Annotated in this window: 24 protein-coding genes and 1 pseudogene; 16 read left to right on the top strand and 9 right to left on the bottom strand. The window is 62.4% G+C overall.

Annotated elements, in window-relative coordinates:
* The first annotated feature begins 4 nt into the window (after window positions 1-4).
* The 6 genes from tilS to ispD all read left to right on the top strand — a co-directional run bounded on the left by tilS (window position 5) and on the right by ispD (window position 6621).
* Window positions 5-1288, top strand: a complete 1284-nt coding sequence (gene tilS / locus ACQ4N9_RS07030) for a tRNA lysidine(34) synthetase TilS (RefSeq protein ID WP_390968054.1) — start codon at window positions 5-7, stop codon at window positions 1286-1288.
* Window positions 1289-1557: 269 nt separating this feature from the next.
* Window positions 1558-3186, top strand: coding sequence for a CTP synthase (locus tag ACQ4N9_RS07035; RefSeq protein ID WP_110992406.1), 1629 nt, complete (start codon window positions 1558-1560; stop codon window positions 3184-3186).
* A gap of 3 nt (window positions 3187-3189) precedes the next feature.
* Complete coding sequence (kdsA, locus tag ACQ4N9_RS07040) at window positions 3190-4035, top strand: 3-deoxy-8-phosphooctulonate synthase (protein ID WP_390968053.1); 846 nt, start codon at window positions 3190-3192, stop codon at window positions 4033-4035.
* Window positions 4036-4189: 154 nt separating this feature from the next.
* Window positions 4190-5479: a phosphopyruvate hydratase gene (eno, locus tag ACQ4N9_RS07045; protein ID WP_125859888.1), complete on the top strand. Its 1290-nt coding sequence runs from the start codon at window positions 4190-4192 to the stop codon at window positions 5477-5479.
* Window positions 5480-5635: 156 nt separating this feature from the next.
* On the top strand, window positions 5636-5917 hold the full coding sequence (ftsB, locus tag ACQ4N9_RS07050; RefSeq protein WP_110992403.1) for a cell division protein FtsB: 282 nt from the start codon (window positions 5636-5638) through the stop codon (window positions 5915-5917).
* Window positions 5914-6621: a 2-C-methyl-D-erythritol 4-phosphate cytidylyltransferase gene (gene ispD, locus ACQ4N9_RS07055; RefSeq protein WP_390968052.1), complete on the top strand. Its 708-nt coding sequence runs from the start codon at window positions 5914-5916 to the stop codon at window positions 6619-6621. Before ftsB ends, ispD begins: the two co-directional genes overlap by 4 nt.
* Window positions 6622-6752: 131 nt before the next feature.
* Here ispD and ACQ4N9_RS07060 read toward each other — a convergent pair whose 3' ends face one another.
* Window positions 6753-7649, bottom strand: coding sequence for a LysR substrate-binding domain-containing protein (locus tag ACQ4N9_RS07060; protein ID WP_390968051.1), 897 nt, complete (start codon window positions 7647-7649; stop codon window positions 6753-6755).
* Between the two features lie 108 nt (window positions 7650-7757).
* Between ACQ4N9_RS07060 and ACQ4N9_RS07065 the strand changes: the two genes are divergently transcribed.
* The 8 genes from ACQ4N9_RS07065 to rpoS all read left to right on the top strand — a co-directional run bounded on the left by ACQ4N9_RS07065 (window position 7758) and on the right by rpoS (window position 14997).
* On the top strand, window positions 7758-8870 hold the full coding sequence (locus ACQ4N9_RS07065) for an S-(hydroxymethyl)glutathione dehydrogenase/class III alcohol dehydrogenase (RefSeq protein ID WP_258706638.1): 1113 nt from the start codon (window positions 7758-7760) through the stop codon (window positions 8868-8870).
* Window positions 8871-8880: 10 nt separating this feature from the next.
* The gene (fghA, locus tag ACQ4N9_RS07070; protein WP_390968050.1) at window positions 8881-9729 is read left to right on the top strand and encodes an S-formylglutathione hydrolase; all 849 of its coding nucleotides are present in this window, start codon (window positions 8881-8883) and stop codon (window positions 9727-9729) included.
* 177 nt (window positions 9730-9906) lie between these two features.
* Window positions 9907-10380: a 2-C-methyl-D-erythritol 2,4-cyclodiphosphate synthase gene (ispF, locus tag ACQ4N9_RS07075; RefSeq protein WP_125465197.1), complete on the top strand. Its 474-nt coding sequence runs from the start codon at window positions 9907-9909 to the stop codon at window positions 10378-10380.
* The gene (gene truD, locus ACQ4N9_RS07080) at window positions 10377-11435 is read left to right on the top strand and encodes a tRNA pseudouridine(13) synthase TruD (RefSeq protein WP_390968049.1); all 1059 of its coding nucleotides are present in this window, start codon (window positions 10377-10379) and stop codon (window positions 11433-11435) included. Before ispF ends, truD begins: the two co-directional genes overlap by 4 nt.
* A complete protein-coding gene (gene surE, locus ACQ4N9_RS07085; RefSeq protein ID WP_279845536.1) occupies window positions 11423-12172 on the top strand; it encodes a 5'/3'-nucleotidase SurE in 750 nt (249 codons plus the stop codon). Before truD ends, surE begins: the two co-directional genes overlap by 13 nt.
* 38 nt (window positions 12173-12210) lie before the next feature.
* Window positions 12211-12849: a protein-L-isoaspartate(D-aspartate) O-methyltransferase gene (locus tag ACQ4N9_RS07090; protein WP_390968088.1), complete on the top strand. Its 639-nt coding sequence runs from the start codon at window positions 12211-12213 to the stop codon at window positions 12847-12849.
* Window positions 12850-13026: 177 nt separating this feature from the next.
* Window positions 13027-13884 (top strand): peptidoglycan DD-metalloendopeptidase family protein, encoded by an 858-nt coding sequence (locus ACQ4N9_RS07095; protein WP_390968048.1) that lies wholly within the window; start codon window positions 13027-13029, stop codon window positions 13882-13884.
* A gap of 105 nt (window positions 13885-13989) precedes the next feature.
* Entirely contained in the window at window positions 13990-14997 is a 1008-nt protein-coding gene (gene rpoS, locus ACQ4N9_RS07100; RefSeq protein WP_110992393.1) for an RNA polymerase sigma factor RpoS, read from the top strand.
* Between the two features lie 468 nt (window positions 14998-15465).
* On the opposite strand, the gene fdxA is transcribed toward rpoS, so the two are convergent.
* The gene (gene fdxA / locus ACQ4N9_RS07105) at window positions 15466-15789 is read right to left on the bottom strand and encodes a ferredoxin FdxA (RefSeq protein ID WP_003252355.1); all 324 of its coding nucleotides are present in this window, start codon (window positions 15787-15789) and stop codon (window positions 15466-15468) included.
* A 139-nt stretch (window positions 15790-15928) separates the two neighbouring features.
* A complete protein-coding gene (mutS, locus tag ACQ4N9_RS07110) occupies window positions 15929-18502 on the bottom strand; it encodes a DNA mismatch repair protein MutS (RefSeq protein ID WP_430932568.1) in 2574 nt (857 codons plus the stop codon).
* 213 nt (window positions 18503-18715) lie between these two features.
* On the opposite strand from mutS, the gene ACQ4N9_RS07115 reads away from it, so the two are divergent.
* On the top strand, window positions 18716-19735 hold the full coding sequence (locus ACQ4N9_RS07115) for a hypothetical protein (protein WP_430932509.1): 1020 nt from the start codon (window positions 18716-18718) through the stop codon (window positions 19733-19735).
* Window positions 19677-20288 (top strand): hypothetical protein, encoded by a 612-nt coding sequence (locus ACQ4N9_RS07120; RefSeq protein WP_430932511.1) that lies wholly within the window; start codon window positions 19677-19679, stop codon window positions 20286-20288. Before ACQ4N9_RS07115 ends, ACQ4N9_RS07120 begins: the two co-directional genes overlap by 59 nt.
* Here ACQ4N9_RS07120 and ACQ4N9_RS07125 read toward each other — a convergent pair.
* The 6 genes and pseudogenes from ACQ4N9_RS07125 to ACQ4N9_RS07150 form a co-directional block, all read right to left on the bottom strand.
* Window positions 20281-21531, bottom strand: coding sequence for an Arm DNA-binding domain-containing protein (locus ACQ4N9_RS07125; RefSeq protein ID WP_430932513.1), 1251 nt, complete (start codon window positions 21529-21531; stop codon window positions 20281-20283). The genes ACQ4N9_RS07120 and ACQ4N9_RS07125 overlap by 8 nt on opposite strands.
* Window positions 21532-21875: 344 nt before the next feature.
* Window positions 21876-22364 carry a hypothetical protein gene (locus ACQ4N9_RS07130; protein WP_430932515.1) on the bottom strand — a complete coding sequence of 163 codons (489 nt, stop codon included), beginning with the start codon at window positions 22362-22364 and terminating at the stop codon, window positions 21876-21878.
* Between the two features lie 148 nt (window positions 22365-22512).
* Window positions 22513-22878, bottom strand: a pseudogene (locus ACQ4N9_RS07135) (phage tail sheath family protein); the annotation flags it as partial.
* A gap of 82 nt (window positions 22879-22960) precedes the next feature.
* Window positions 22961-23386, bottom strand: coding sequence for a phage tail assembly chaperone (locus tag ACQ4N9_RS07140; protein ID WP_430932517.1), 426 nt, complete (start codon window positions 23384-23386; stop codon window positions 22961-22963).
* An 11-nt stretch (window positions 23387-23397) separates the two neighbouring features.
* Window positions 23398-24720, bottom strand: a complete 1323-nt coding sequence (locus ACQ4N9_RS07145) for a phage tail protein (protein ID WP_430932519.1) — start codon at window positions 24718-24720, stop codon at window positions 23398-23400.
* Window positions 24713-25324, bottom strand: a complete 612-nt coding sequence (locus tag ACQ4N9_RS07150; RefSeq protein ID WP_430932521.1) for a phage tail protein I — start codon at window positions 25322-25324, stop codon at window positions 24713-24715. Before ACQ4N9_RS07150 ends, ACQ4N9_RS07145 begins: the two co-directional genes overlap by 8 nt.
* Window position 25325 lies beyond the last annotated feature (1 nt).

Here is a 25325-nt window from a genome sequence, read left to right on the forward strand (position 1 = left end):
CCCGATGCTCAACCTCACCCCTTGGCTAAACGCCCCCGCCTGGTACATCGCCTTCTCCGGCGGCCTCGACTCCACCGTCCTCCTGCACCTGCTGGCTGATTACGCCCGCAACCACCCCGCGCCGCCGCTGCGTGCCGTCCATGTGCACCATGGTCTGCAAGCTGCCGCCGATGCATGGCCCGCCCACTGCAAAACCGTCTGTGATGCCCTGGGCATCGAACTCGACGTCATTCGCGTTCAGGTAGCCCCGGGTGCCAGCCTTGAGCAGGCTGCCCGCGATGCCCGCTACGCGGCCTTCGAAAAGCTGCTCGCCCCAGGCGCCGTGCTGTTCACCGGCCAGCACCGTGACGATCAGGCCGAAACCTTGCTGTTCCGTCTGCTGCGTGGCGCCGGGTTGCGGGGCCTGTCGGCCATGCCTGAGGTGCGGCCGCTGGGGCAGGGCGTGCTGGTTCGCCCGATGCTTAAACTGTCGCGCGAGCAATTGCAGGCCTATGCCCGGAGCAAGGAGCTGGCGTGGGTCGATGATCCCAGCAATAGCGACACCAACTTCGCCCGCAACTACCTGCGTGGCGAGGTGTTGCCGCTGCTGAGGCAGCGCTGGCCCCAGGGCGAAGCGAGCCTGGCGCGCAGCGCCGAGCACCTGGGGGAGGCATTGGGCCTGCTCGACGAACTGGCCACAGACGACCTGGCGACGGCCTGCGGCAATGCGCCGCTGCCCTGGCTCGGGCTGGACTCCCTCGACCTCGCTACCCTCGCGGCGTTGTCGCCAGCGCGCCAGCGCAATGCCCTGCAATACTGGCTTGGCCGGCGCACCCGGTTGCCCGATAGCCGCCACTGGGCGGGCTGGAACGACCTGCGCGACGCAGCAGTCGACGCCCGGCCGGTGTGGCGCCTGACCGACGGCGAGTTGCAGCGCAGCCATGGACGCATCTGGTGGTTGAGTGGCGAGTGGCAGCGCGCGCCATCCGGGGCGCCGGCCTGGCAGGACCCGACCCGGCCGCTGGCATTGCCGGGCAACGGCCATGTGCGGTTGGCAGCGCAATCAGCCGCTGCGGGCCTGCGCATCGCCTATCGCCAGGGCGGCGAAGTGCTGGACCTTCCCGGTCGTGGCCGGCGCGACCTCAAGCGTCTGCTCAACGAGTTGCAGATCCCGCATTTCGTGCGCCCGCGTCTGCCGTTGCTGTATCAGGGCGAGCAGTTGCTGGCGGTGGCCAACCTGCCCGAGCTGGGGGCGGCAAATTGCCAGTTGCACTGGCAGCCGCCGACCAGCGTGCAAGGTTTGAGCTGAAGGGTACATTCCGGTAGACTACCCTCCCTTCTTGATACAACTTCTGTGGGTTCCTCGAAAACACAGGGGTTGCCGATTACCAAGCAGTTTTTTGCTGGGCTGATTCTTAAAATGACGAGCGAGCTCCATGCCGGGGATACCCCTGGTCTGTACAGACGCGGCAGTTGTTCGAGATGCACTGTGATTGACGCAGGTGATCGGGGGCTTCGGCCTTCCTTCGCTTTCTCCGGCGGCGCGTGCCGCCTTAACGCAGACTTCTAGGGTTTTTCATGACGCGCTACATATTCGTCACGGGCGGTGTTGTTTCTTCATTGGGGAAAGGCATTGCCTCGGCTTCCCTGGCGGCCATCCTGGAAGCGCGGGGGCTCAAAGTCACCATGCTCAAGCTGGACCCGTACATCAACGTCGACCCGGGCACCATGAGCCCGTTCCAGCACGGTGAAGTATTCGTCACCCACGACGGCGCCGAGACCGACCTCGACCTGGGCCACTACGAGCGGTTCATCCGCACCACGATGACCCAGAACAACAACTTCACCACCGGCCGTATCTACGAGCACGTGCTGCGCAAAGAGCGCCGTGGTGACTACCTGGGCGCGACCATTCAGGTCATCCCGCACATCACCGACGAAATCAAGCGCCGCATCATCAAGGGCGCCGGCGATGCCGACGTCGCGCTGGTCGAGATCGGTGGCACCGTGGGTGACATCGAGTCGCAGCCGTTCCTTGAGGCCATCCGCCAGCTGCGCGTCGAAGTGGGCTCCAAGCGCGCCATGCTGATGCACCTGACGCTGGTTCCGTACATTGCCACCGCCGGTGAGACCAAGACCAAGCCGACCCAGCACTCGGTCAAGGAGCTGCGCTCCATCGGCCTGCAGCCTGACGTGCTGATCTGCCGTTCCGACCACCCGGTCGACGCCTCGTCGCGCCGCAAGATCGCGCTGTTCACCAACGTCGAAGAGCGTGCGGTGATTTCGCTGGAAGACGTCGACACCATCTACAAGATCCCTGGCGTACTGCACGCACAAGGCCTGGACGACTTCGTCGTCGAGCGCTTCGCCCTGCAGTGCAACAGCGCCGACCTGTCCGAGTGGGACAAGGTGGTCGATGCCAAGCTCAATCCTGAGCAGGAAGTGACCATCGCCATGGTCGGCAAGTACATGGAGCTGCTGGACGCGTACAAGTCGCTGATCGAAGCGATGAGCCACGCCGGCATCACCAACCGCACCAAGGTCAACCTGCGCTACATCGACTCCGAAGACATCGAGAACCAGGGCACCAGCCTGCTCGAAGGCGCCGATGCCATCCTGGTCCCGGGCGGTTTCGGCCTGCGCGGCGTGGAAGGCAAGATCACCGCGGTGCAGTACGCCCGTGAGAACAAGGTCCCGTACCTGGGCATCTGCCTCGGCATGCAGGTGGCCGTGATCGAGTTCGCCCGTAACGTGATGGGCTGGAAAGACGCCAACTCCACCGAGTTCGACCGCAACAGTGGCCACCCGGTCGTCGGCCTGATCACCGAGTGGGCAGACGCCACCGGCGCGGTCGAGACCCGTACCGAAGCCTCCGACCTGGGCGGCACCATGCGCCTGGGCGCACAGGACTGCCAGCTGGCATCGGGCTCGAAAGTGCACGACTGCTACGGCAAGGACATCATCACCGAGCGTCACCGTCACCGCTACGAAGTGAACAACAACCTGCTGCCACAACTGGTCGACGCCGGCCTGGTGGTATCGGGTCGTTCCGAAGACGGCGCGCTGGTCGAAGTGGTCGAGTCCAAGGACCACCCATGGTTCGTCGCTTGCCAGTTCCACCCAGAGTTCACCTCGACGCCACGTGACGGTCACCCGCTGTTCAGCGGCTTCGTCAAGGCAGCCCTGGCACAGAAGAACAAGGCCTGATCCATGACTCAGAAGATCATTCGCGTCGGTAACATCGAGATCGCCAACGACAAGCCGTTCGTCCTGTTCGGCGGCATGAACGTCCTGGAATCCCGTGACCTGGCAATGAAGGTCTGCGAGGAGTACGTGCGGGTGACCGAGAAACTCGGCATCCCGTACGTGTTCAAGGCCAGCTTCGACAAGGCCAACCGCTCGTCGGTGGCCTCGTACCGTGGCCCGGGCATGGAAGAAGGCCTGAAGATCTTCGAAGAGATCAAGCAGACCTTCAAGGTGCCGGTGATCACCGACGTGCACGAGCCCTACCAGTGCGAGCCGGTGGCCAAGGTATGCGACATCATCCAGTTGCCGGCCTTCCTGTCGCGCCAGACCGACCTGGTGGTGGCGATGGCCAAGACCGGTGCGGTGATCAACATCAAGAAGGCGCAGTTCCTTGCGCCCCACGAGATGAAGCACATCCTCGCCAAGTGCGTCGAAGCCGGCAACGACCAGCTCATCCTGTGTGAGCGCGGTTCGAGCTTCGGCTACAACAACCTGGTGGTGGACATGCTCGGCTTCGGCATCATGAAGCAGTTCGAGTACCCGGTGTTCTTCGACGTCACCCACTCGCTGCAGACGCCGGGCGGCCGTGCTGACTCCGCCGGAGGCCGCCGTGCCCAGGTCACCGACCTGGCCAAGGCCGGCATGAGCCAGGGCCTGGCCGGGCTGTTCCTCGAAGCCCACCCGGACCCGGACAACGCCAAGTGCGACGGCCCGTGCGCCCTGCGCCTGGACAAGCTGGAGCCGTTCCTCGCCCAGCTCAAGCAGCTGGACGACCTGGTGAAAAGTTTTCCGACGGTAGAAACCGCGTAAAGCTCATTTCTCGGGTAAAGTACCGCCCGTTCCAACCCCTGACCTATCGGTCAGGGGCTCCCTTCGCCAGGCCTGCCCGTGCCATGTCGCCTGGTGAACGGCAAGAATTCCCAAAAGTTGCGTTAGTTTCGTCAATTCTGGAGTGCTTACAACAATGGCAAAGATCGTCGACATCAAAGGTCGTGAAGTTCTCGATTCCCGTGGCAACCCCACCGTGGAAGCCGACGTGCTGCTCGACAACGGCATCATCGGCAGCGCCTGCGCGCCGTCGGGTGCTTCCACTGGCTCGCGCGAAGCGCTGGAGCTGCGTGATGGCGACAAGAGCCGTTACCTGGGCAAGGGCGTGCTGAAGGCCGTCGCCAACATCAACGGCCCGATCCGCGAACTGCTGCTGGGCAAGGACCCGGCTGACCAGAAGGCTCTGGACCGCGCCATGATCGAGCTGGACGGTACCGAGAACAAGGCCAAGCTGGGCGCCAACGCCATCCTGGCTGTTTCCCTGGCTGCCGCCAAGGCTGCCGCCCAGGACCTGGACCTGCCGCTGTACGCGCACATCGCCAACCTCAACGGCACCCCGGGCCAGTACTCCATGCCGGTACCGATGATGAACATCATCAACGGCGGCGAGCACGCCGACAACAACGTCGACATCCAGGAGTTCATGGTGCAGCCGGTTGGCGCCAAGACCTTCTCCGACGGCCTGCGCATGGGCACCGAAATCTTCCACCACCTCAAAGCCGTGCTCAAGGCCCGTGGCCTGAACACCGCCGTCGGTGACGAAGGTGGCTTCGCGCCGAACCTGGCTTCCAACGAAGACGCCCTGGCCGCCATCGCCGAAGCCGTCGAGAAAGCCGGCTACAAGCTGGGCACCGACGTGACCCTGGCCCTGGACTGCGCCGCTTCCGAGTTCTACGAAGACGGCAAGTACAACCTGTCCGGTGAAGGCAAGTCGTTCGACGCCGAAGGTTTCGCCGAGTACCTCAAAGGCCTGACCGAGCGTTTCCCGATCATCTCGATCGAAGACGGCCTGGACGAGTCCGACTGGGCTGGCTGGAAAATCCTCACCGACAAGATCGGCGAGAAAGTCCAGCTGGTGGGCGACGACCTGTTCGTTACCAACACCAAGATCCTCAAGGAAGGCATCGAGAAGGGCATCGGTAACTCGATCCTGATCAAGTTCAACCAGATCGGCTCGCTGACCGAAACCCTGGAAGCCATCCAGATGGCCAAGGCCGCCGGCTACACCGCGGTGATTTCGCACCGTTCGGGTGAAACCGAGGACTCGACCATTGCCGACCTGGCCGTTGGTACCGCTGCTGGCCAGATCAAGACCGGCTCGCTGTGCCGCTCCGACCGCGTCAGCAAGTACAACCAGCTGCTGCGTATCGAAGAGCAACTGGGTGCCAAGGCCGTCTACCGTGGCCGCGCCGAGTTTCGCGGCTGAGCAAGAGATGGTAAAAAGGCAGCAGCCGAGGCAGCCTGAGCATTCCTACTGAATGTTCAGATGCTTCACACGGGTTTCTGTCGACGAAGCCTGGCCTCGGCCAGGCTTCGTGCTATCGGAAGCTCGCTGCGGCGGCCTTATACCCTGGATATCTTCATGCGCAGTCCCTATTGGTTGTTTCTCGTTCTGCTCCTGCTGCTCGGCGGCCTGCAATATCGCCTTTGGGTGGGTAATGGCAGCCTGGCGCAAGTGACCGAGCTCAAGCAGCAGATTGACGAACAGCACGCCGAGAACGAACGGCTGCTGGAGCGTAATCGCGTGCTCGATGCGGAGGTCCTGGAGCTGAAGAAAGGTATGGAGACCGTGGAAGAACGGGCTCGTCATGAACTGGGGATGGTCAAGGAGGGCGAAACCCTCTACCAGTTGCCGCAAAAATGACTCAGCAATTGCCGGCCTTCTGGGCCGTGATTCCCGCCGCGGGCGTTGGTGCCCGCATGGCTGCCGACCGGCCCAAGCAGTATCTGCAGTTGGGCGGGCAGACAATCCTCGAGCATAGCCTCGACTGTTTTCTAGGCCACCCTGCGCTCAAGGGCATGGTGGTCAGCATTGCCGATCAAGACCCGTACTGGCCCGACCTGCGCTGTGCCAGCGATGGGCGCATACAGCGTGCCCCGGGCGGGCGCGAGCGTGCCGACTCGGTGCTCAATGCCTTGCTGTTGCTGCATGCCCAGGGGGCGTCGGACGACGACTGGGTGCTGGTGCACGATGCGGCGCGGCCCAACCTGGCACGTAGCGACCTGGATCGGTTGTTGACCGAGCTGGCTGATGACGCCGTGGGTGGCTTGTTGGCGGTCCCGGCGCGGGACACCCTCAAGCGCGCCGGCGCCGATGGCCGGGTGAGCGCCACGGTGGATCGCAGTACCGTCTGGTTGGCGTATACGCCGCAGATGTTCCGTCTGGGGATGCTGCACCGGGCACTGGCCGAGTGCCTGGTGTCGGATGTGGCGGTCACCGACGAGTCCTCCGCCATCGAGTGGGCCGGCTACGCGCCACGCCTGATCGAAGGGCGCAGCGACAACATCAAGGTGACCCGGCCGGAAGACCTGGAGTGGTTGCGTCAGCGCTGGGCGACTCGCCGCTAAAGGTCATCTGCCTGTAATGGCCTCTTCGCGGGTAAACCCGCTCCCACAGGACTGTCACTGACTTCAGGTGCGGTGAAATCGTGTGGGAGCGGGTTTACCCGCGAAGAGGCCAGTACCATCAGCACCTGTCTTCAGCCCTGCCGATACTCCGGCAACTGCGCCAACCCTTCCTTGAGATAGTCCACCAACCGTCGCACCTTCGGCGACAGATGCCGCTGCTGCGGATACAGCGCCCACACCGCAGTGTTCGGCGGCTGGTGCCCCTCCAGCAACGACACCAGCGCGCCACTGTGCAGATGTTCCAGCACGTAATAATCCGGTAGCTGACACAAGCCCATCCCCTGCAACGCCGCATCCAGCACCGCCTGCCCGCTGTTGCAACGCCAGTTGCCCTGCACCCGTTGGCTGAATTCGCGCCCATCCTGCTGCAGCGCCCACAGGTCGGAACTGCCGATCAGGCAATTGTGCCGCGCCAGTTCCGACAGGCTGTGGGGGCGGCCATAACGCTCCAGGTAGGCGGGCGAGGCGCACAGGTACATGCGCCGAGGCGCCAGGCGCGTGGCGACCAGCCGCGAGTCCTGCAGGCGCCCCAGGCGGATCGCCATGTCCATGCCTTCATGCAGCAGGTCGAGGGTGCGGTTGCTCAGTTCCACTTCGACCCGCAATTGCGGGTACTGCGCCATGAACCGCGTCACCAGCGGCACGATGAACCGTTCACCATAGGCAACGGCGCAAGTCATGCGCAGCAAGCCTTTGGGTTCGCTGGCCAGGTCGCCCATGGCGCGCAGCGCCTCTTCACGGCCGTCCTGCAGGCGCTGGCAATGCTGGAGGAAGGTCTGCCCGGCTTCGCTCAGGGTCACCCGCCGGGTGCTGCGGTACAGCAGGCGGGTCTGCAGGCGTTCTTCAAGGCGGGCGATCTGCCGGCTGATATGGGACGAGGACACCCCCAGGCGCTCGGCGGCCGCGGTGAACTGGCCTGATTCGGCGACGGCGACGAACTCGTCGATGCCTTCCCAGCGACTGCTCATGGATTATCCCTGTATGGCAATAATGTTTTTTAGTTGGCCGGATTATTCATCAAATAGGCATGAATTACACTGCGAGACTGATATCGACACTCTGTCTGGAGACCCATGATGATCAAGTCCCGTGCTGCCGTAGCCTTCGAGGCCAAGAAACCCCTGGAAATCGTCGAAGTCGACGTGGCCATGCCCAAGGCCGGTGAAGTGCTGTTGCGCGTGGTCGCCTCCGGGGTCTGCCACACCGACGCCTACACCCTGTCCGGTGCCGACCCGGAGGGCATCTTCCCGTCGATCCTCGGCCATGAGGGCGGGGCGATCGTCGAGGCGGTAGGTGAGGGCGTCACCTCGGTGGCGGTCGGTGACCATGTGATCCCGCTGTACACCCCGGAATGCGGCAAGTGCAAATTCTGCCTGTCGGGCAAGACCAACCTGTGCCAGGCGATCCGCGCCACCCAGGGCAAGGGCCTGATGCCCGACGGCACCAGCCGTTTCAGCTACAAGGGCCAGCAGCTGTTCCACTACATGGGTACCTCGACGTTCTCCGAGTACACCGTGCTGCCGGAAATCTCCGTGGCCAAGATCCAGAAGGAAGCACCGCTGGAGAAGGTCTGCCTGCTCGGCTGCGGCGTCACCACCGGTATCGGTGCCGTGCTCAACACCGCCAAGGTCAAGCCGGGTGACACCGTGGCTATCTTCGGCCTGGGCGGCATTGGTTTGTCGGCGGTGATCGGTGCGGTCAAGGCCAAGGCCTCGCGCATCATCGCCATCGACATCAACCCGGCCAAGTTCGAGATCGCCCGCCAATTGGGCGCCACCGACTGCATCAACCCGAAGGATTACGACCGCCCGATCCAGGAAGTCATCGTCGACCTTACCGACGGCGGCGTGGACTTCTCCTTCGAGTGCATCGGCAACGTGCAGCTGATGCGTGCGGCGCTGGAGTGCTGCCACAAGGGCTGGGGCGAGTCGGTGATCATCGGCGTAGCCGGTGCCGGCCAGGAAATCGCCACCCGTCCGTTCCAGCTGGTCACCGGCCGCGTCTGGCGCGGTTCGGCGTTTGGCGGCGTGCGTGGCCGCAGCGAGCTGCCGAGCTACGTTGAGATGTCCGAGAAGGGCGAGATCCCGCTGGACACCTTCATCACCCACACCATGGGCCTGGAAGACATCAACAAGGCCTTCGACCTGATGCACGAAGGCAAGAGCATCCGTAGCGTTATCCACTTCTGAGGCCCCTGCCATGACGCTGGAAAACATCTCCTGCCAGAAAAGCTTCGGCGGCTGGCACAAGCGCTACCGGCACAGCTCCAAGGTGCTCGGTTGCGACATGGTGTTCGCCGTGTACCTGCCGCCCCAGGCCGAGCAGGGCGAGAAGCTGCCGGTGCTGTACTGGCTCAGCGGCCTGACCTGCACCGACGAGAACTTCATGCAGAAGGCCGGCGCCCAGCGTCTGGCCGCAGAGCTTGGGCTGATCATCGTCGCCCCTGATACCAGCCCGCGTGGCGAAGGGGTGCCGGGTGATCCGGAGGGCGCCTGGGACTTCGGCCTGGGTGCCGGCTTCTACCTCAACGCCACCCAGCAGCCCTGGGCCCAGCACTACCGCATGCACGACTACGTGGTGGACGAGCTGCCGGCACTGATCGAGGCGCACTTCCCTGCGTCCGATCAGCGCAGCATCAGTGGCCACTCCATGGGCGGGCATGGCGCGCTGGTCTGCGCCCTGCGCAACCCGGGGCGTTACCGCTCGGTGTCGGCGTTCTCGCCAATCAGCAACCCGATGGACTGCCCTTGGGGCGAGAAGGCTTTCAGCCGCTATCTGGGCGAAGACCGGGCGCGCTGGCGCGAGTGGGATGCCAGTGTGTTGCTGGCCGAGGCGGGTGAATGCCCGCCGCTGCTGGTGGACCAGGGGGATCGCGACGACTTCCTCGAAAAACAGCTCAAGCCAGAAGTGCTGGAGCAGGCCGCCCGCAAGGGTGGGCATGGGCTGACCCTGCGTTTGCAGCCGGGTTACGACCATAGCTACTACTTCATCGCCAGCTTCATCGATGAGCATCTGCGCCATCATGCGGTGGCACTGGGCAGGGGGTGACCAGGCAACTCAGTGTTGGCTTTTTCGCGGGTAAACCCGCTCCCACAGGGTATCTGCAGCCCTCGGCTTGCAGTGTTCCCTGTGGGAGCGGGTTCACCCGCGAAGGGCTGCACAGCAGCCCCAAGACTGCATGAAAGCAGGTAGAATCACGCCCTGTCTCAATCAGGGCGTTTTTCTATGCGTATTGGCCATGGCTACGATGTCCACCGTTTCGCCGACGGTGATTTCATTACCCTGGGCGGGGTGCGTATCCCCCACAAATACGGCCTGCTGGCCCATTCCGATGGTGACGTGCTGCTGCATGCCCTGAGCGATGCCCTGCTTGGCGCTGCGGCGCTGGGCGACATCGGCAAGCACTTCCCGGACACCGACCCGCAGTTCAAGGGCGCCGACAGCCGCGTGCTGCTGCGCCATGTGCTGGGTGTCGTGCGCAACAAGGGCTGGAAGGTCGGTAACGTCGACGCCACCATCGTTGCCCAGGCGCCGAAAATGGCCCCGCATATCGAAACCATGCGCCAGCGCATCGCCGAAGACCTGCAGGTCGAGCTCGACCAGGTCAACGTCAAGGCCACCACCGAAGAAAAGCTGGGCTTCACCGGCCGTGAGGAGGGGATCGCTGTGCATGCGGTTGCCCTGTTGCTGCCGGTATGAACGAACTGCAACTGCTGGGGCCGCGTGCCTCGGGTGAGGCCCTGGGTACTGCGGTGCTCAAGGCGGTGGCCGAAGATTTCCAGGTCGACGAAGTGCTCGACATCCCGCTGTCCGGCCAGGGCGAGCACCTGTGGCTGTGGGTCGAGAAGCGTGACCTCAACACCGAAGAAGCCGCCCGCCGCCTGGCGCGCGCCGCCGGCGTGCCAGTGCGTTCGATCAGCTATGCCGGCCTCAAGGACCGTCAGGCCCTGACCCGCCAATGGTTCAGCCTGCACCTGCCGGGCAAGGCCGACCCTGACCTGTCCCGTGCCGAAGACGAAACCCTGCGTGTGCTCAAGCAGGTGCGCCACCAGCGCAAGCTGCAGCGTGGCGCCCATGCGGCCAACGGTTTCACGCTGCGCCTGACCGCGCTGCAGGCCGACCACCAGGCCCTCGATGCACGCCTCGAGCAACTCAAGCAGCACGGTGTGCCCAACTACTTCGGTGGCCAACGTTTCGGCCATGCCGGTGGCAATGTTCACGATGCCCAGGATTGGGCAGCCCGCCAGGCGTTGCCGGAGCAACGCAACGTACGTTCGCGGTTGCTCTCGGCGGCGCGCAGCTACCTGTTCAACCAGGTGCTGGCCGCGCGTGTGGCCGATGGCAGCTGGCAGCGCGCCCAGGTCGGCGACTTGTTGGCCTTCACCGACAGCCGCAGCTTCTTCCCCGCGGGCGAGGCCGAATGCAGCGATCCACGGCTGGCCATTCTCGACCTGCACCCCACCGGCCCCCTATGGGGTGAAGGCGATGCCCCGAGCAGTGGCGCCACGCTGGCGATCGAATCGGCCATCGCCGAACAGCATCCAGCACTGTGCCAATGGCTGGCGCGGGCGGGCATGGATCACGAACGACGTATCCTGCGGCTCCCTATTGGGCGGCTGACGTGGCATTATCCCGAGCCTGATATCCTGCAACTGGAATTCGTCCTTCCGGCCGGATGCTTCGCCACCGTGGTGGTGCGCGAACTCGTCGATCTGGTGCCGGCAGGGCAGACGGACAGCCCATGCGTATTCTGATTTCGAATGACGACGGTGTTACCGCACCTGGCCTCGCCGCGCTGCATGCTGCGCTGGCGGATTACGCCGAGTGCGCGGTGATTGCCCCGGATCAAGACAAGAGCGGCGCCGGCAGTTCGCTGACGCTGGACCGGCCCCTGCACCCGCAGACATTGGCCAACGGCTTCATCAGCCTCAACGGCACGCCGACCGACTGCGTGCACCTGGGGCTCAACGGCCTGTTGCCGCAAACCCCTGACATGGTGGTGTCCGGTATCAACCTGGGCGCCAACCTGGGCGATGACGTGCTGTATTCCGGCACGGTCGCCGCCGCGCTCGAAGGGCGCTTCCTGGGGGGCACGTCACTGGCCTTCTCGCTGCTCTCGCGACAAACCGACAACCTGCCGGCGGCGGCCTACATCGCCCGTCGCCTGGTCGAGGCGCAGGCACGCCTGGAGCTGCCGCCACGCACCGTGCTCAACATCAACATCCCCAACCTGCCGTTGGAGCATATCCGCGGCATCCAGCTCACCCGGCTGGGGCACCGGGCACGCGCGGCGGCACCGACCAAGGTGGTCAACCCGCGGGGCAAGGAAGGCTACTGGATCGCCGTGGCCGGCGATGCCGAGGATGGCGGGCCGGGCACTGACTTCCACGCGGTGATGCAGGGCTATGTGTCGATCACCCCGTTGCAGCTGGACCGCACCTTCAATGACGCCTTCGAGCGCTTCGAGGGCTGGCTGGAGGGCGTGCTCTGATGCGCGAACAGGACGATCTGATGCGCCGAGGTATCGGCATGACCTCACAGCGTACCCGGGAGCGGCTGATCCAGCGCTTGTGCGAGGAGGGCGTGTCGAACACCCGGGTGCTCGACGCGATTCGCCGTACCCCGCGCCACCTGTTCGTCGACGAGGCCCTGGCTCACCGTGCCTACGAAGACACCGCGTTGCCGATCGGCCACAACCAGACCATCTCGCAACCCTTCATGGTTGCGCACATGAGTGAGCTGTTGCTGGAGGCCGGGCCGCTGGACAAGGTGCTGGAGATCGGCACCGGTTCCGGCTACCAGACCGCGATCCTGGCACAGCTGGTGGAGCGGGTGTTCTCGGTGGAGCGCATCAAAGTCCTGCAGGACCGTGCCAAGGAGCGCCTGGTCGAGCTCAACCTGCGCAACGTGGTGTTCCGTTGGGGCGATGGCTGCGAAGGCTGGCCGGCGCTGGCGCCGTACAACGGCATCATCGTCACCGCCGTGGCGCCGGAGGTGCCCCAGGCACTGCTTGACCAACTGGCACCCGGCGGGCGCATGGTCATCCCGGTCGGGCCGGCAGGGGAGGTGCAGCAGTTGATGCTGATCGTCCGCGAAGAGCACGGTTTCTCGCGCCGCGTGCTGGGGGCGGTGCGCTTCGTGCCGTTGCTCAACGGCCCGCTGGCCTGACAAAACACGGAATATTTGCGTCAGCAACGAATTCCCGCGGCCGGGTCCTGTCTATCTGGCGGGGTATCTGGCGTTCGCCGGTTCACTACGGGCCACCCCAAGCGAGGCGGCTCGGTTATAATTGCAACATTATTGCATTTTGCATCGTCATCTTTCGGCACCATGAGGGGAGCGCGGGTGGGTCACACAGGCATTCGGCAGCGCAAGGAACGATCGGTTTTGAAGCTTGTGGTGATTGTGCTGGCCATGGGAACCCTGTTGGCCGGCTGCTCCAGTACCGGCTCGAGCGGTGCGCGCGTGGTCGACCGCAACAATGCTGCGCCCAAGCGCCCGGCCGTCACCTCTGGGCAGTACGTGGTCAAGCCCGGCGACACGCTGTTCTCCATCGCCTTCCGCTACGGCTGGGATTACAAGGAGTTGGCGGCGCGCAACAATATTCCCCCGCCCTACACCATTCGTCCGGGCCAGCCGATTCGCTTCAACAGTGGTGCCGGTGGCAGTACCACGGTGGTCACCAGCAGCCCATCTTCGTCGAGCAAGACCACAGTCATCCGCCGCCCGGTCGGTACTCCGCCGCCGCCGGCGAACAATGGCAAATCGGCCACTTCGGCGTCTTCGTCTTCCTCGCAAACGGTTGCCCAGGTGCCCGCCGCAGAGCGCGCCGTTGGCGGCTGGACGTGGCCGGCGAACGGCGTGCTGATTGGAAAATTTGCTTCAAACGGCAGTTTGAATAAAGGCATTGATATCGCCGGTGATTTGGGACAGCCTGTTTTTGCTGCCGCTGATGGTGCAGTGGTTTACGCGGGGAGTGGCTTGCGGGGCTACGGCGAGCTGATCATCATCAAGCACAGCGATACCTACGTCAGTGCCTACGGCCACAACCGCAGGCTTTTGGTTCGGGAGGGGCAGCAGGTCAAGGCAGGGCAGACGATCGCAGAGATGGGATCCACGGGCACTGATCGGGTGAAGCTGCATTTCGAGATTCGCCGCCAGGGTAAACCCGTCGACCCACTCCAGTTCCTGCCACGCCGTTGATCTTTGTCCCAGCCTGTTCCTCCGACGTAGAGGGGACAGGCTCCAGCGCTACCACGGAAAGGTGACGCTCGAGTCTGAGTTCGAACTCAGCAAAGGACTATAACAATGGCTCTCAGTAAAGAAGTGCCGGAGTTTGACATCGACGACGACCTGCTCCTGATGGAGACAGGCATCGTTTTGGAAACGGATGTGGTGTCAGACGAACCTGCTGTACCTTCGGTTCGGACCAAGTCGAAACAGAGCGCATCGCTCAAGCAGCACAAGTACATCGATTACAGCCGGGCGCTCGATGCCACCCAGCTGTATCTCAACGAAATCGGCTTCTCGCCTCTGCTCTCGCCAGAGGAAGAAGTGCATTTCGCGCGCCTGTCGCAGAAGGGCGACCCCGCAGGGCGCAAGCGCATGATCGAAAGCAACCTGCGCCTGGTGGTGAAGATCGCCCGTCGTTACGTCAATCGTGGCCTGTCGCTGCTCGACCTGATCGAGGAAGGCAACCTGGGCCTGATTCGTGCGGTGGAGAAGTTCGACCCCGAACGCGGCTTCCGCTTCTCGACCTATGCCACCTGGTGGATCCGCCAGACCATTGAGCGGGCGATCATGAACCAGACCCGCACCATCCGCCTGCCGATCCATGTGGTCAAGGAGCTCAACGTCTACCTGCGTGCTGCGCGGGAGCTGACGCAAAAGCTCGACCATGAGCCGTCACCGGAAGAGATCGCCAACCTGCTGGAGAAACCGGTAGCCGAGGTCAAGCGCATGCTCGGTCTCAACGAGCGGGTTTCGTCGGTGGACGTCTCGCTGGGCCCGGACTCCGACAAGACACTGCTGGACACGCTCACCGATGACCGCCCCACAGACCCTTGCGAGTTGCTGCAGGACGATGATCTGTCGCAAAGCATCGACCAGTGGCTGGGCGAGTTGACCGACAAGCAGCGTGAGGTCGTCGTGCGTCGTTTCGGTTTGCGCGGCCATGAAAGCAGTACCCTGGAGGATGTGGGCCTGGAGATCGGCCTGACCCGCGAGCGGGTGCGGCAGATCCAGGTCGAGGGCCTCAAGCGCCTGCGCGAGATTCTCGAGAAGAACGGTTTGTCCAGCGAGTCTCTGTTCCAGTAGCACTGACGTCGCCGCAAAAAACGCCCCGATAATCTCGGGGCGTTTTTGTTCATGCAGGCGAAATGTTTAGTTATCTACCCTTGTGCTATCGCGTGTAAGTGATCGCTTACTTGTGATGTAAGTAATCGTTGTAGGGGTTAGTAAATCAATGTCGTTTTCACTGACGTACTTTTTCTAAGGTATTGAATATAAAGCTATTTTTTGGTGTTAGCGATTGTTGCGCCTGAAATCTCTTGAGAGATTCGCCGCTTGCCGGCGCCGTGGGAATCGCTAGTATTCGAACTGTGCCGACGGACAGGCACAGGTGCTCAGGATGAGTACCAGGACATCGCAGGGAGTGATTCATCAGGACGATGAGTGGGATATACAGGGACTACGGAAAAAATGTGGGCGGGTCAAACCGCCCCTTTTTTTTGCCCGCTGAAAATGAAAAAAGGCCCATTACGGGCCTTTTTTGCATTTGGACGATCAGCGTTCCAGATCGGCGATCTTGCCTGGCTTGCCGTCCCACTCTTCAGCGTCGGGCAGAGCGTCCTTGCGCTCGGTGATGTTCGGCCAGATCTCCGCCAGCTCGGCGTTCAGCTCGATGAAGTTCTCCATGCCGGAAGGCACTTCGTCTTCAGAGAAGATGGCCTGGGCCGGGCACTCTGGCTCGCACAGTGCACAGTCGATGCACTCGTCCGGGTGAATCACCAGGAAATTCGGGCCTTCGTAGAAGCAGTCCACCGGACAGACTTCCACGCAGTCGGTGTATTTGCATTTGATGCAGTTGTCGGTGACGACGAAGGTCATTTCTAATTCTCTCCTCAGGCGACGGCAGCTTGCCCTTCCTTCCAGGGCAGCGCGGTTCACGGTGGTGGCTGCAGGCCAGGCTAATAACCTGCAGCGCTCGCGAACCGCGCCGGATTCTACCAGCTTGTGTGGGTGGCCGTTATAACAGGTTCTTCAGTTGATATAGCATTTCGATAGCTTGGCGCGGGGTCATGTCGTCCAGGTCCAGCTTGCCCAGCTTCTCGATGGCCGGGTGTGGCAGGCTGGCGAACAGGTCGCTTTGGTGCGGCACGCCCGGCTCGCCCTTGCTCTTGCTGGCAATCGGCGTTTCATGGGGCAGGCTGGCGGTTTCCAGGCGGCCCAGGTGCTCACGGGCACGCTGGATCACCGGCCCCGGCACGCCCGCCAGTTGCGCCACGGCCAGGCCGTAGCTCTGGCTGGCAGGGCCAGGCAGCACGTGGTGCAGGAAGACGATGCGTTCATTGTGTTCGGTGGCGTTCAGGTGCACGTTGGCCACCAGTGGCTCACTCTCCGGCAGCACGGTCAGCTCGAAGTAGTGCGTGGCGAACAGCGTATAGGCACGCAACTGGGCCAGGCGCTCGGCGGCGGCCCAGGCCAGCGACAGGCCGTCGAAGGTGCTGGTGCCGCGGCCCACTTCGTCCATCAGCACCAGGCTGCGGTCGGTGGCGTTGTGCAGGATGTTGGCGGTCTCGCTCATCTCGACCATGAAGGTCGAGCGCCCGCCGGCCAGGTCGTCGCTGGAACCGATACGGGTGAAGATGCGATCGACCAGCGACAGCTCGCAGCGGGCTGCCGGCACGAAGCTGCCGATATGGGCCATCAGCACGATCAGGGCGGTCTGGCGCATGTAGGTGGATTTACCGCCCATGTTCGGGCCGGTAATGATCAGCATGCGCGTACTGTTGTCGAGCCCCAGGTCGTTGGCCACGAACGGCGTGGTCAGTACTTGCTCGACCACCGGGTGGCGGCCTTGCTCGATGCGCAGGCAGGGTTCGTCGACGAAGCTTGGGCAGTTCAGGTCCAGGTTCAGCGCGCGCTCTGCGAGGTTGCTCAGTACGTCCAGTTCAGCCAGGGCGGCGGCGCTGTCCTGCAGCGGTGCCAGGTGGCCGATCAGGGTTTCGAGCAGGGCGTCATAGAGCATCTTCTCGCGGGCCAGGGCGCGGCTCTTGGCCGACAGCGCCTTGTCCTCGAAGGCCTTGAGCTCAGGGGTGATGAAGCGCTCGGCGCCTTTGAGCGTCTGGCGGCGAATGTAATCGCCCGGCGCCTGCTCGGCCTGCTTGGTCGGCAATTCGATGAAATAGCCGTGTACGCGGTTGTAGCCGACCTTGAGGTTGGCCAGCCCCGTACGGGCTTTCTCGCGGGCTTCCAGGTCGATGAGGAACTGGCCGGCGTTCTCGCTCATCGCCAGCAACTCGTCGAGCTCGCTGTCGTAACCGGTCTTGAGCACGCCGCCGTCGCGGATCACCGCGGGCGGGTTGTCGATGATCGCCCGCTCGAGCATGCCGGCCAGTTCGGGGTAGGTGCCGGTGATCGCGGCCAGACGCGCCAGGTGCGGCGCCTCAAGCTCAGCCATGGCGTTCTGCAGCTCGGGCAGGGCGCCGAGGGCGTCGCGCAGGCGCGCCAGGTCACGCGGGCGGGCGTTGCGCAGGCCGATACGCGCCAGGATGCGTTCGAGGTCACCGATCTCCTTGAGCTGCGGTTGCAGCTTTTCGAAGCGGTAGCCGTCGAGCAGGCAGCGGATCGAGTCCTGGCGCGCCTTGAGTACTTTGAGGTCGCGCAGCGGGCGGTTCAGCCAGCGGGTCAGCAGGCGGCTGGCCATGGCGGTCTGGCAACGGTCGAGCACCGACTGCAGGGTGTTGTCGCGGCCACCGGCCAGGTTGATGTCCAGCTCCAGGTTGCGGCGGCTTGCGGCATCGAGGATGACGGTGTCGTCCATGCGCTCGTGGCGCAGGCTGCGCAGGTGGGGCAGGGCGGTGCGCTGGGTTTCCTTGGCGTAGGTGAGCAGGCAGCCGGCGGCGCCGATGGCCAGGGTCAGCTTGTCGCAGCCGAAACCTTTGAGGTCCTTGGTTGCAAACTGCTGGCACAGGCTCTTGCGCGCCGAATCACGGTCGAAGTCCCACGGTGCACGGCGGCGAGCGCCCGGGCGCTTCTCGGCCGGCAGGCCCTGGGGCCAGTCATCGGGGATCAGCAGCTCGACCGGGTTGATGCGCTCAAGCTCCGCCAGCAGGTTCTCCCAGCCCTTGATTTCCTGCACGCTGAAGTTGCCGCTGGTGATGTCCAGCACTGCCAGGCCGAACAGGCGTTCATCGCCCAGCAGGGCGGCGATCAGGTTGTCGCGGCGCTCGTCGAGCAGGGCCTCGTCGCTGATCGTGCCGGGGGTGATGATACGCACCACCTGGCGCTCCACCGGGCCCTTGCTGGTGGCCGGGTCGCCGATCTGCTCGCAGATCACCACCGATTCGCCGAGCTTGACCAGCTTGGCCAGGTAGCCTTCCAGCGAATGGAACGGAATCCCGCACATGGGGATCGACTGGCCCGCCGACTGGCCGCGGGCGGTCAGGGTGATATCCAGCAGTTTTGCGGCTTTCTTCGCATCTTCGTAGAAGATCTCGTAGAAATCGCCCATGCGGTAGAACATCAGCTGGTCCAGGTGCTGGTTCTTCAGCTTCCAGTACTGCTGCATCATCGGGGTGTGTGCGGAGAGATCCGAAATTGCTTTATTCATCAAGGGCTTGGCGGGTTTTTCGGTCGAGGGTGGGGCAAAAATGGGGCATTGTACCATTGGTTCCTGCCCCGAAAGTGCCAGCATTTTGGCTATCATTGGACTCGTCATGGCCCAAGTGTGGGGCTATGATGCCCGAATTTTCACTCCTCCGCTTGCAGCAGCCAGTGGGATGGCGTTCGCGATGTGCTCAAAGGGACCCGCATGACCGATTCAGAAAAGAAACTCATAAGCCGGACGCTGCAGCTGAAGCCTGTGAAGTTCTCAGAGCTTAAGGATGGTAATGATAATACACTCCCTGTGCTCATGAGATTACTTGCTGACACGTTTACTACTGTAGGTGAACGGATGGATGAGACGGGCACTCGAATAGATGATGAGTTTATTCCTGATCTCTGTACATTTTTTAATAACTATCAAGAGTTGGACGAGAAAACTTGCATCTTTGAAGTGTGGTCCTATGAGCCGGGAGTGATTCCTCAGACCTTAACACCTGATCCGGATGAGGAAAATGCTGTAGTTGATACGGCTGGGCACGTTGACAATGATGGCGAGAAACGTGAATTTATTCATATAGCCCACGTGTTAGCGTATGGACATTCAGCCATTGTCGAAAGTACGCGGAGCACTGGCGGGGTTTATAATATTCAGCGCTATCTTAATAAGATGGCGCGTAAGGCAGGCCTGGGCCGAAAGGGAACTTTCTTTATGACAGATGCGGTTACAAAGCAGCTGTCGAAAGAGATTGACCGCGCGGGCGGCGCTGTGGGTTTCACCGTGGGGGTAACCCAGGTGGATCCAAATAGCCAAAGCGCATTGATTGGCCTCCTTTCCAATGTCCGTGGCTATATGCCTTCGTCTGGATTGATGACCGTAGACTGGCGGTCAAAGGATAAACTGCCTACGAAGAAGGTAATCGAGGCTTACGACGAGGCGCAGAAGCAGGATGAGGTTGAGAGTGTTATCATCCACCTCAGCGATGGATCCTCGATCAGGGGGCTGTCCAAGTTTAAAATTAAGCAAACGGTTCATGTCGCAGACGTGGGGGGCCGTAACCCCAGTCAAGCAGAACTAAAGCGTAAAATGGTGCTCTACTTGGAAGAGCTTTGCACGCCCGGAGCAGATGGGAAAAGGATTTTGGACGAATCTGGAGCGCTGGCAGACAATGAAATATTTATACCTAATTCCCGAAGAAGTAAGAAACGCGAAACTGGTGAGGGATGAGCTCGCAGATGTTGCGAAGTCTGGAGCTAGTAATGGCATCTATCTTGCCTGGAACTTTGCAGTTCTAGTGATTGGTGGGGTGCTGGGCTATTTTGGATCAGGCTTTGTTGATGACAACCTCCTCAATGCTGTCATTGCATTTGATGGCGTGATCATGGGGTTTGTCATTACGGCGATGTTGTTCTCCGGTCGCAGCCAGTTCATTAGTAAAATGTCTTACGAACAAACAGCACTTTACGCCCACAAGACGCGATATATGCTAATGTCGCAAATGAATACCTTGTTTGCGTTCTTGATGTGCCTGCTTTTTTGCGTTCTAACAATGGTTGCTAGCAAGGCAAAGGCGCAAGGGGTTCCAGAGGTAGCCGTAACAGTGTTGGTGGTTATGGCTTCTGCTTTTTTTGCGCTGGGATGCTATAGAGTCTTGCTTTTGCCTTTCCAGATATATGACGTACATTCATTTGCTCTGAGTAATCTGGTTGCCGATGCGAAGGAAGATGTTTCTAAAGATATCAGATCACGGACAGAAGACCGTCTGCGGCTACTTAAGTAGCCGCTTTGTTTCTTCCCTTAATTCCTTCCCAGATTCGGCTTAGTTCCTCCTCGGATTCAGAGTCCATCCACTTGGCGTAGACCTCCACCAGCATCGTGAAGTCCTTGTGCCCCATCTGCTTTGCGATGAACGCAAGGTTTCCTCGGGCAGTAAGGCACCAGCAGGCGTAGGTGTGCCTCGTCTGATACGGACGTCTTGGCCGGATGCCGGCGCGACGCTGAATCCCTGCCCATTTCGTGTTCCAGGCAGTTGAGACGAACCACTCATTGATCACCCGCTTCCTTGCCTGCGTGCTTGGGGATAGGAGCGGGGTGACCGACTCGTCTCGCCATTCGTGCCGGTTGTGGTACACGCGTATGTCCCGCTTGGGGTGCTTGGCTACGATGGCAATCAGCGTTCTGCAGGCCTCGATCGCAGGCTCCATTAACAGTACCGTTCGGGGCTTGCCTGTCTTGGGGAGCTTGAATGTGCCGTCGGCGGTGATCGCCCTGGTTACTTTGACCTTCCCGGCCTGCAGGTCGATGTCTTCCACAGCCAGCGCGCAGAGTTCACCAGGTCGCAGGCCGGTGTAGACGGCAAGCGTGGTTGCCGCGACATCTTGAGGGTGCAGGCAACCTTTCGTGACGATCAGGTCGAACTCCTCGTGCGTCAGTGGATCCGGCTCTTTCTCGCTCATGGCAAAGCGTGTGCACGCAGCAGCGAGCCCGGCCACGCAGTACTTGTTGCTCTCGCACCAGGTGAGAAACCCGGCGAAGGTGGCCAAGTAATGGTTAGCGGTCGATGGAGCGCGGGTCTCGATCAGTCGCGCCCGGAGTAGGTGAATATCCTCGGGCAACAGGATGCCTGCCAACCGATCCTTGCCCACCAGCTCGACGCAAATGTCGATGGCGTAGGCGTACTTCTCCTCGGTCATGGGGGTGATGTCGATGGCCTTCAGCGGTTTGTAACGTTCTGCCAGTGCCTCCAGGCGCTCGTCCTTCGCGCTGCTGTAGTTCCCGGCATGTTTTGAGTTCGGGAAGTGGCGCCCGTACTCGAAGGTGTTGGTCTTGATTTCATGAAGAATCGCCGCCCTGAGTAGGGCGGCATGTCTAATGTTGGCTTTAGTCACCGGCAGGCCAAGGGACTCACGGCAGCGGATGCGGCGCCACATGAAGGCGATCCGCAGGTTGCCGCCGTGTATCTCGATGCCTGTGTGCTTGGCCAGCTCGGCCTCTAGGCCACTTGAGGTGCGCTCTCGGCCCACTTGTCGTATTCCACCATGTTGATTGCGATGCGGCCGTCGGGGGCTTTTCGCCAGATCCGACCCTGTGGCCATGTTCCGTTCTTTACCTTGTGCTCGATGGCGTCAACGCTGTATTCGTGGTGAACGCTCAAGGCCTTGGCGGACTGGGCGATGCGCCTGCCGGCGGACGGTCCGGGCGTCGGCGTGGTCGCCGGAATGGTCCGCCGCCTCGGCGACGTCCTCGAGCGCAGCCAGCGCCTGAGTCGCCGGTCAAGCCTGCAACGATGTGGTCGCGGCTGGCGGGGATGGCGGACGGCAAGAGCGTTGGCGGCATGGTGCGCAGCATTCGCAGCGTCACCAGGGGGTTATCGAACGGGCCGGGTGGCAAGGTTCTCGATGCAGTGCCCGCCGTGCTTGACGTTGCCCTGAACGCTGAAACACGGAATGAGAAAGCGGAAGGCTACGGCGGCGTTGCCGGCGGGATGGCGGGCGCTTGGGCGGGTGGTGCGGCCGGCGCTGCAGCCGGTGCCGCGCTGGGGTCGGTTGTGCCGGTGCTGGGCACTGCGATTGGCGGTGCAGTTGGCGGGGCGATCGGGATGGCGATTGGCGGCCTGACTGGCGACACGGTCGGCGGCTGGCTGGGCAAGAAACTGTTCGGGGAGGACGAGCAGGTGGCCGGCGGCGACCAGGGCAAGTCGGCGCCGGGTGATGTCGCCCGCTCCATTGCTGCCGCCGCGCCTGCGCCGACAGCACCCGTAGTGGCCCAGGCGCTGGAACAGGCCAAGTCGAAGGGGGAGCCGCCGAAGGTCGACCAGCAGTTCTCCTATATGCCGAACATGCCAATCACGATCCAAGGTGACGCCAAGGACCCGGACCAGTTGTTCCGGTCGCTGGAGTCGAGGATTCGCAACAGCTGGGATAGCTGGTCGCGGGAAACCATGGGGCGGCAGGCGTCCACTCAATTGTTCGACGAAGCCCATGGCCTCCCAGTCGTAGACCAGCGAACCGGCTCTTGCCGTCGAGCAGCGCCTGCAGGCCGGTGCGCTTGCCGTTGGCCAACTGGCCGCCGATGATCGCCGAGGTCTGCTCGGGCACGGCCTCGACCTTGGCAACGCCGCAGGCAACGATCACCGCCCTGGCTCGGGTATAGATGGCACGGCAGGCTTTGGTGATGGCCGCGTTTGGCCCAAAGGCCGCGACTGCCTCGCGCTCGTTGGTGATCAGCACCAGATCGTTGGCCTTGGCCGCAGCATCGGGGCCTTCGGTGAAGGTGTCGACCAGGCCGATGATCGAGGACGCCGGCAGCGCGATCGGCCGCGCGCCCGTGTCGACGTTGGTGACGGTGACGCCGTGAAAGAATCCAGCCATGAAGTTCTCCAAAGACAAAAAAGCCCCGCAGTGCGAGGCCATGGGTACAGCGGGAATGAAAACGCCCCGGCAGTGCGGGGCGTTATTGAGGTTGCTCGGCGATCCAGGGCGGCGCCGCTGGCCGGTGATTGCTGTCAGGGAAGGCCTCGGACTGCGGCCAGTCCCGCAGAGCTTGCATGTACACCAACAGTGCGTTGAACTGATCGGGCGTCAACGTGGTGTCGGCGCCGATGTCAATCTGGTCGCGGTGCCGGTCACGCAGCCATGTAACGGCCAGCAACTCACCGTCGCGCCACCGCCGTTCCAGTTCGGCCAGCTCGGCAGCGGTTGCCGGCGGCGGATCGATCAGCACTGGCAGGCCGTCAACGTGCGCGCGGATCTTGCCAGGCGCGGGATTAGCGATCACGGACAAATACACCGCTTCGCTGATTACCACTGCATCAGTTGGCATGCTCGCGTGCAGCTCTGGAATGTAAGTGCAGCCTGTTTGTTCACTGTAAAAGCGCATCCAACCCTCACTCAATTGCCAATCGCGAAGATGCGAAACGGTGTCTGCGCAGGGAGGACTCCGTTCGTGCTCGACGCATCGGCATAAACTTGAACCCCTGTCTTGCTCAGATTCTTGACGTAACAGCCGTAGCTGTTCCCGTTGATCGCAACCGCATCAATCGTTGCCACCGCTTGAAAAGCGGCATTCGGAAACCCTATTGGAAAGCTAAAAGTGAACGGGCCTTGATCGACCCCGCTACCACTTCCGAGGGTGCTCCCCCATTGGATAATCAAGCCGCCGAGCCAGGCCGGAAAAGCGATGTAACCGTTTGCTGTCAGGCTTATTGAAAACCCGAACCGCAAACGCCGCAGGCTGAACCACTTGCGACCTTGGGCAACACCAGCGATCACCTCGGCTTCGGTAATTTCGCCCTCTAGTACAAAGTCCTGCACGTCCTTGTCACTTACAGCCAAACCACCTAGCTGGAAGTAGGTGCCATCGAAGCTCAGGTCATACAGCCCGCCTGCACGGATATCGCCGCTGACCAGATCCTCCAGGCCATTGCTGCCCGCCTTCTTCACCACCACCGCAGCCAGCCCATTGATACGGGCAGTCACCGCGCCGGTATTGCCAGCCGTGGCCTTGAACTGGAAGCGCTGCCCCGCCGCATAGGCCGCCAATGCAGCTTCACTGTTCTTCAGGGTCAGCACCAAGGCATTGGCCGTACCCGCCGCATCGCCGAGCCAAGCCAGCGGTCCGGCATCCTTCGCCACATCGGCACGACGCAGGTACTGCGGATGCGGGTTCACGGCATCGGTATGCGCCTTGAGCTGGTTGTGTGCATACAGCTCGGCCGCCCCGCGAGCCTTGTCCACGTAGTCGCGGGTGGCGAGCACGATGCTGGGGTCGATCTTCAGACTGATGTTCGCCACATTGCCGAACACTACGTGCATGCGGATGGTCTGCGTGCGGCCCGACCCTTGGACAAGCAGAGGCTTATAACTGGGCGGCGGTTTGGCCACCGCAATGAAGTTGCCACCGGCATCCTCCAGCCCTAACTCACGGATCCACCAGCCACCGATCTCTGGCGGGATCACCAGCTCGGCCACCATGACGGCCGGGTCTGAGGGTGATGGGTACAAGGCATTGAGCGGTGCTCGGTAGACCGGCCGGATCAGCGCCGCTTGGGCCGGGTTAGGGGTTGGGTCCGGCGTCTGGGACGGCTCACCGCCAGCATCCCCGATCAGCATATGGGTGATGTTCCAGGGTAGGCCCAGTGCGGTACTGTTGGCCTGCTGGGCTACCCCGACGTTGGTCAGGAACCCGCCGAATTGCGTGGTTGAGTTAGCCATTCAGGTAAATCTCAAGTAGGTCTGTAGTGTGGTCGGCCAGCACCTCGAAGGTGCCCACGCCGACGTCGATATCCGACGCCTCCCACGGGTACACGTCGATCGCCTCGCCGTCGCAGCTCGGCACGGCCTGATAGGCTGGAACGTAGGTTTCGAGGCTGATATCCAAGCTGAGCATGTGCCGGCTGACGGGTTTGGCGTCGTCGATCAACCGACTCAGTTCCAGGTAGGTCTGCTCATCGATGCCGGACTCGTCTACCCCCACCTTGAGGGCGAAGGTGCCGCGAGGGCCATAGGGCTGCAGCTCCCACCATTCGATGATTTCAATCAGATAGCCAAACGGCTCGACCACCCGCCGTAGCGCGCCGATGGTCCCCTTGTACGCATGCACGAAGAACGCCGAGCGAATGACCGACCGCTTCACCGCCTCCGACCAACTGTCGTCCCAGCGGTCCACCGACCAGGCCCAGGCCAACTGGTGCAGCAGGTGCGCCGGGCAGGTGTCCGGGTTGTACAAGGTGCGCAGCGGCACGTCGGTGACTTCGTCCGTGGCGTACTCGACGGCCCGCTCGAGCTGGGTGCTGTTCAGCGGTAGCAGGCTGTTCATG

It is taken from the genome of Pseudomonas sp. ES1, from assembly GCF_050586605.1.
In the GTDB taxonomy this organism is placed as follows: Bacteria; Pseudomonadota; Gammaproteobacteria; order Pseudomonadales; family Pseudomonadaceae; genus Aquipseudomonas; species Aquipseudomonas sichuanensis.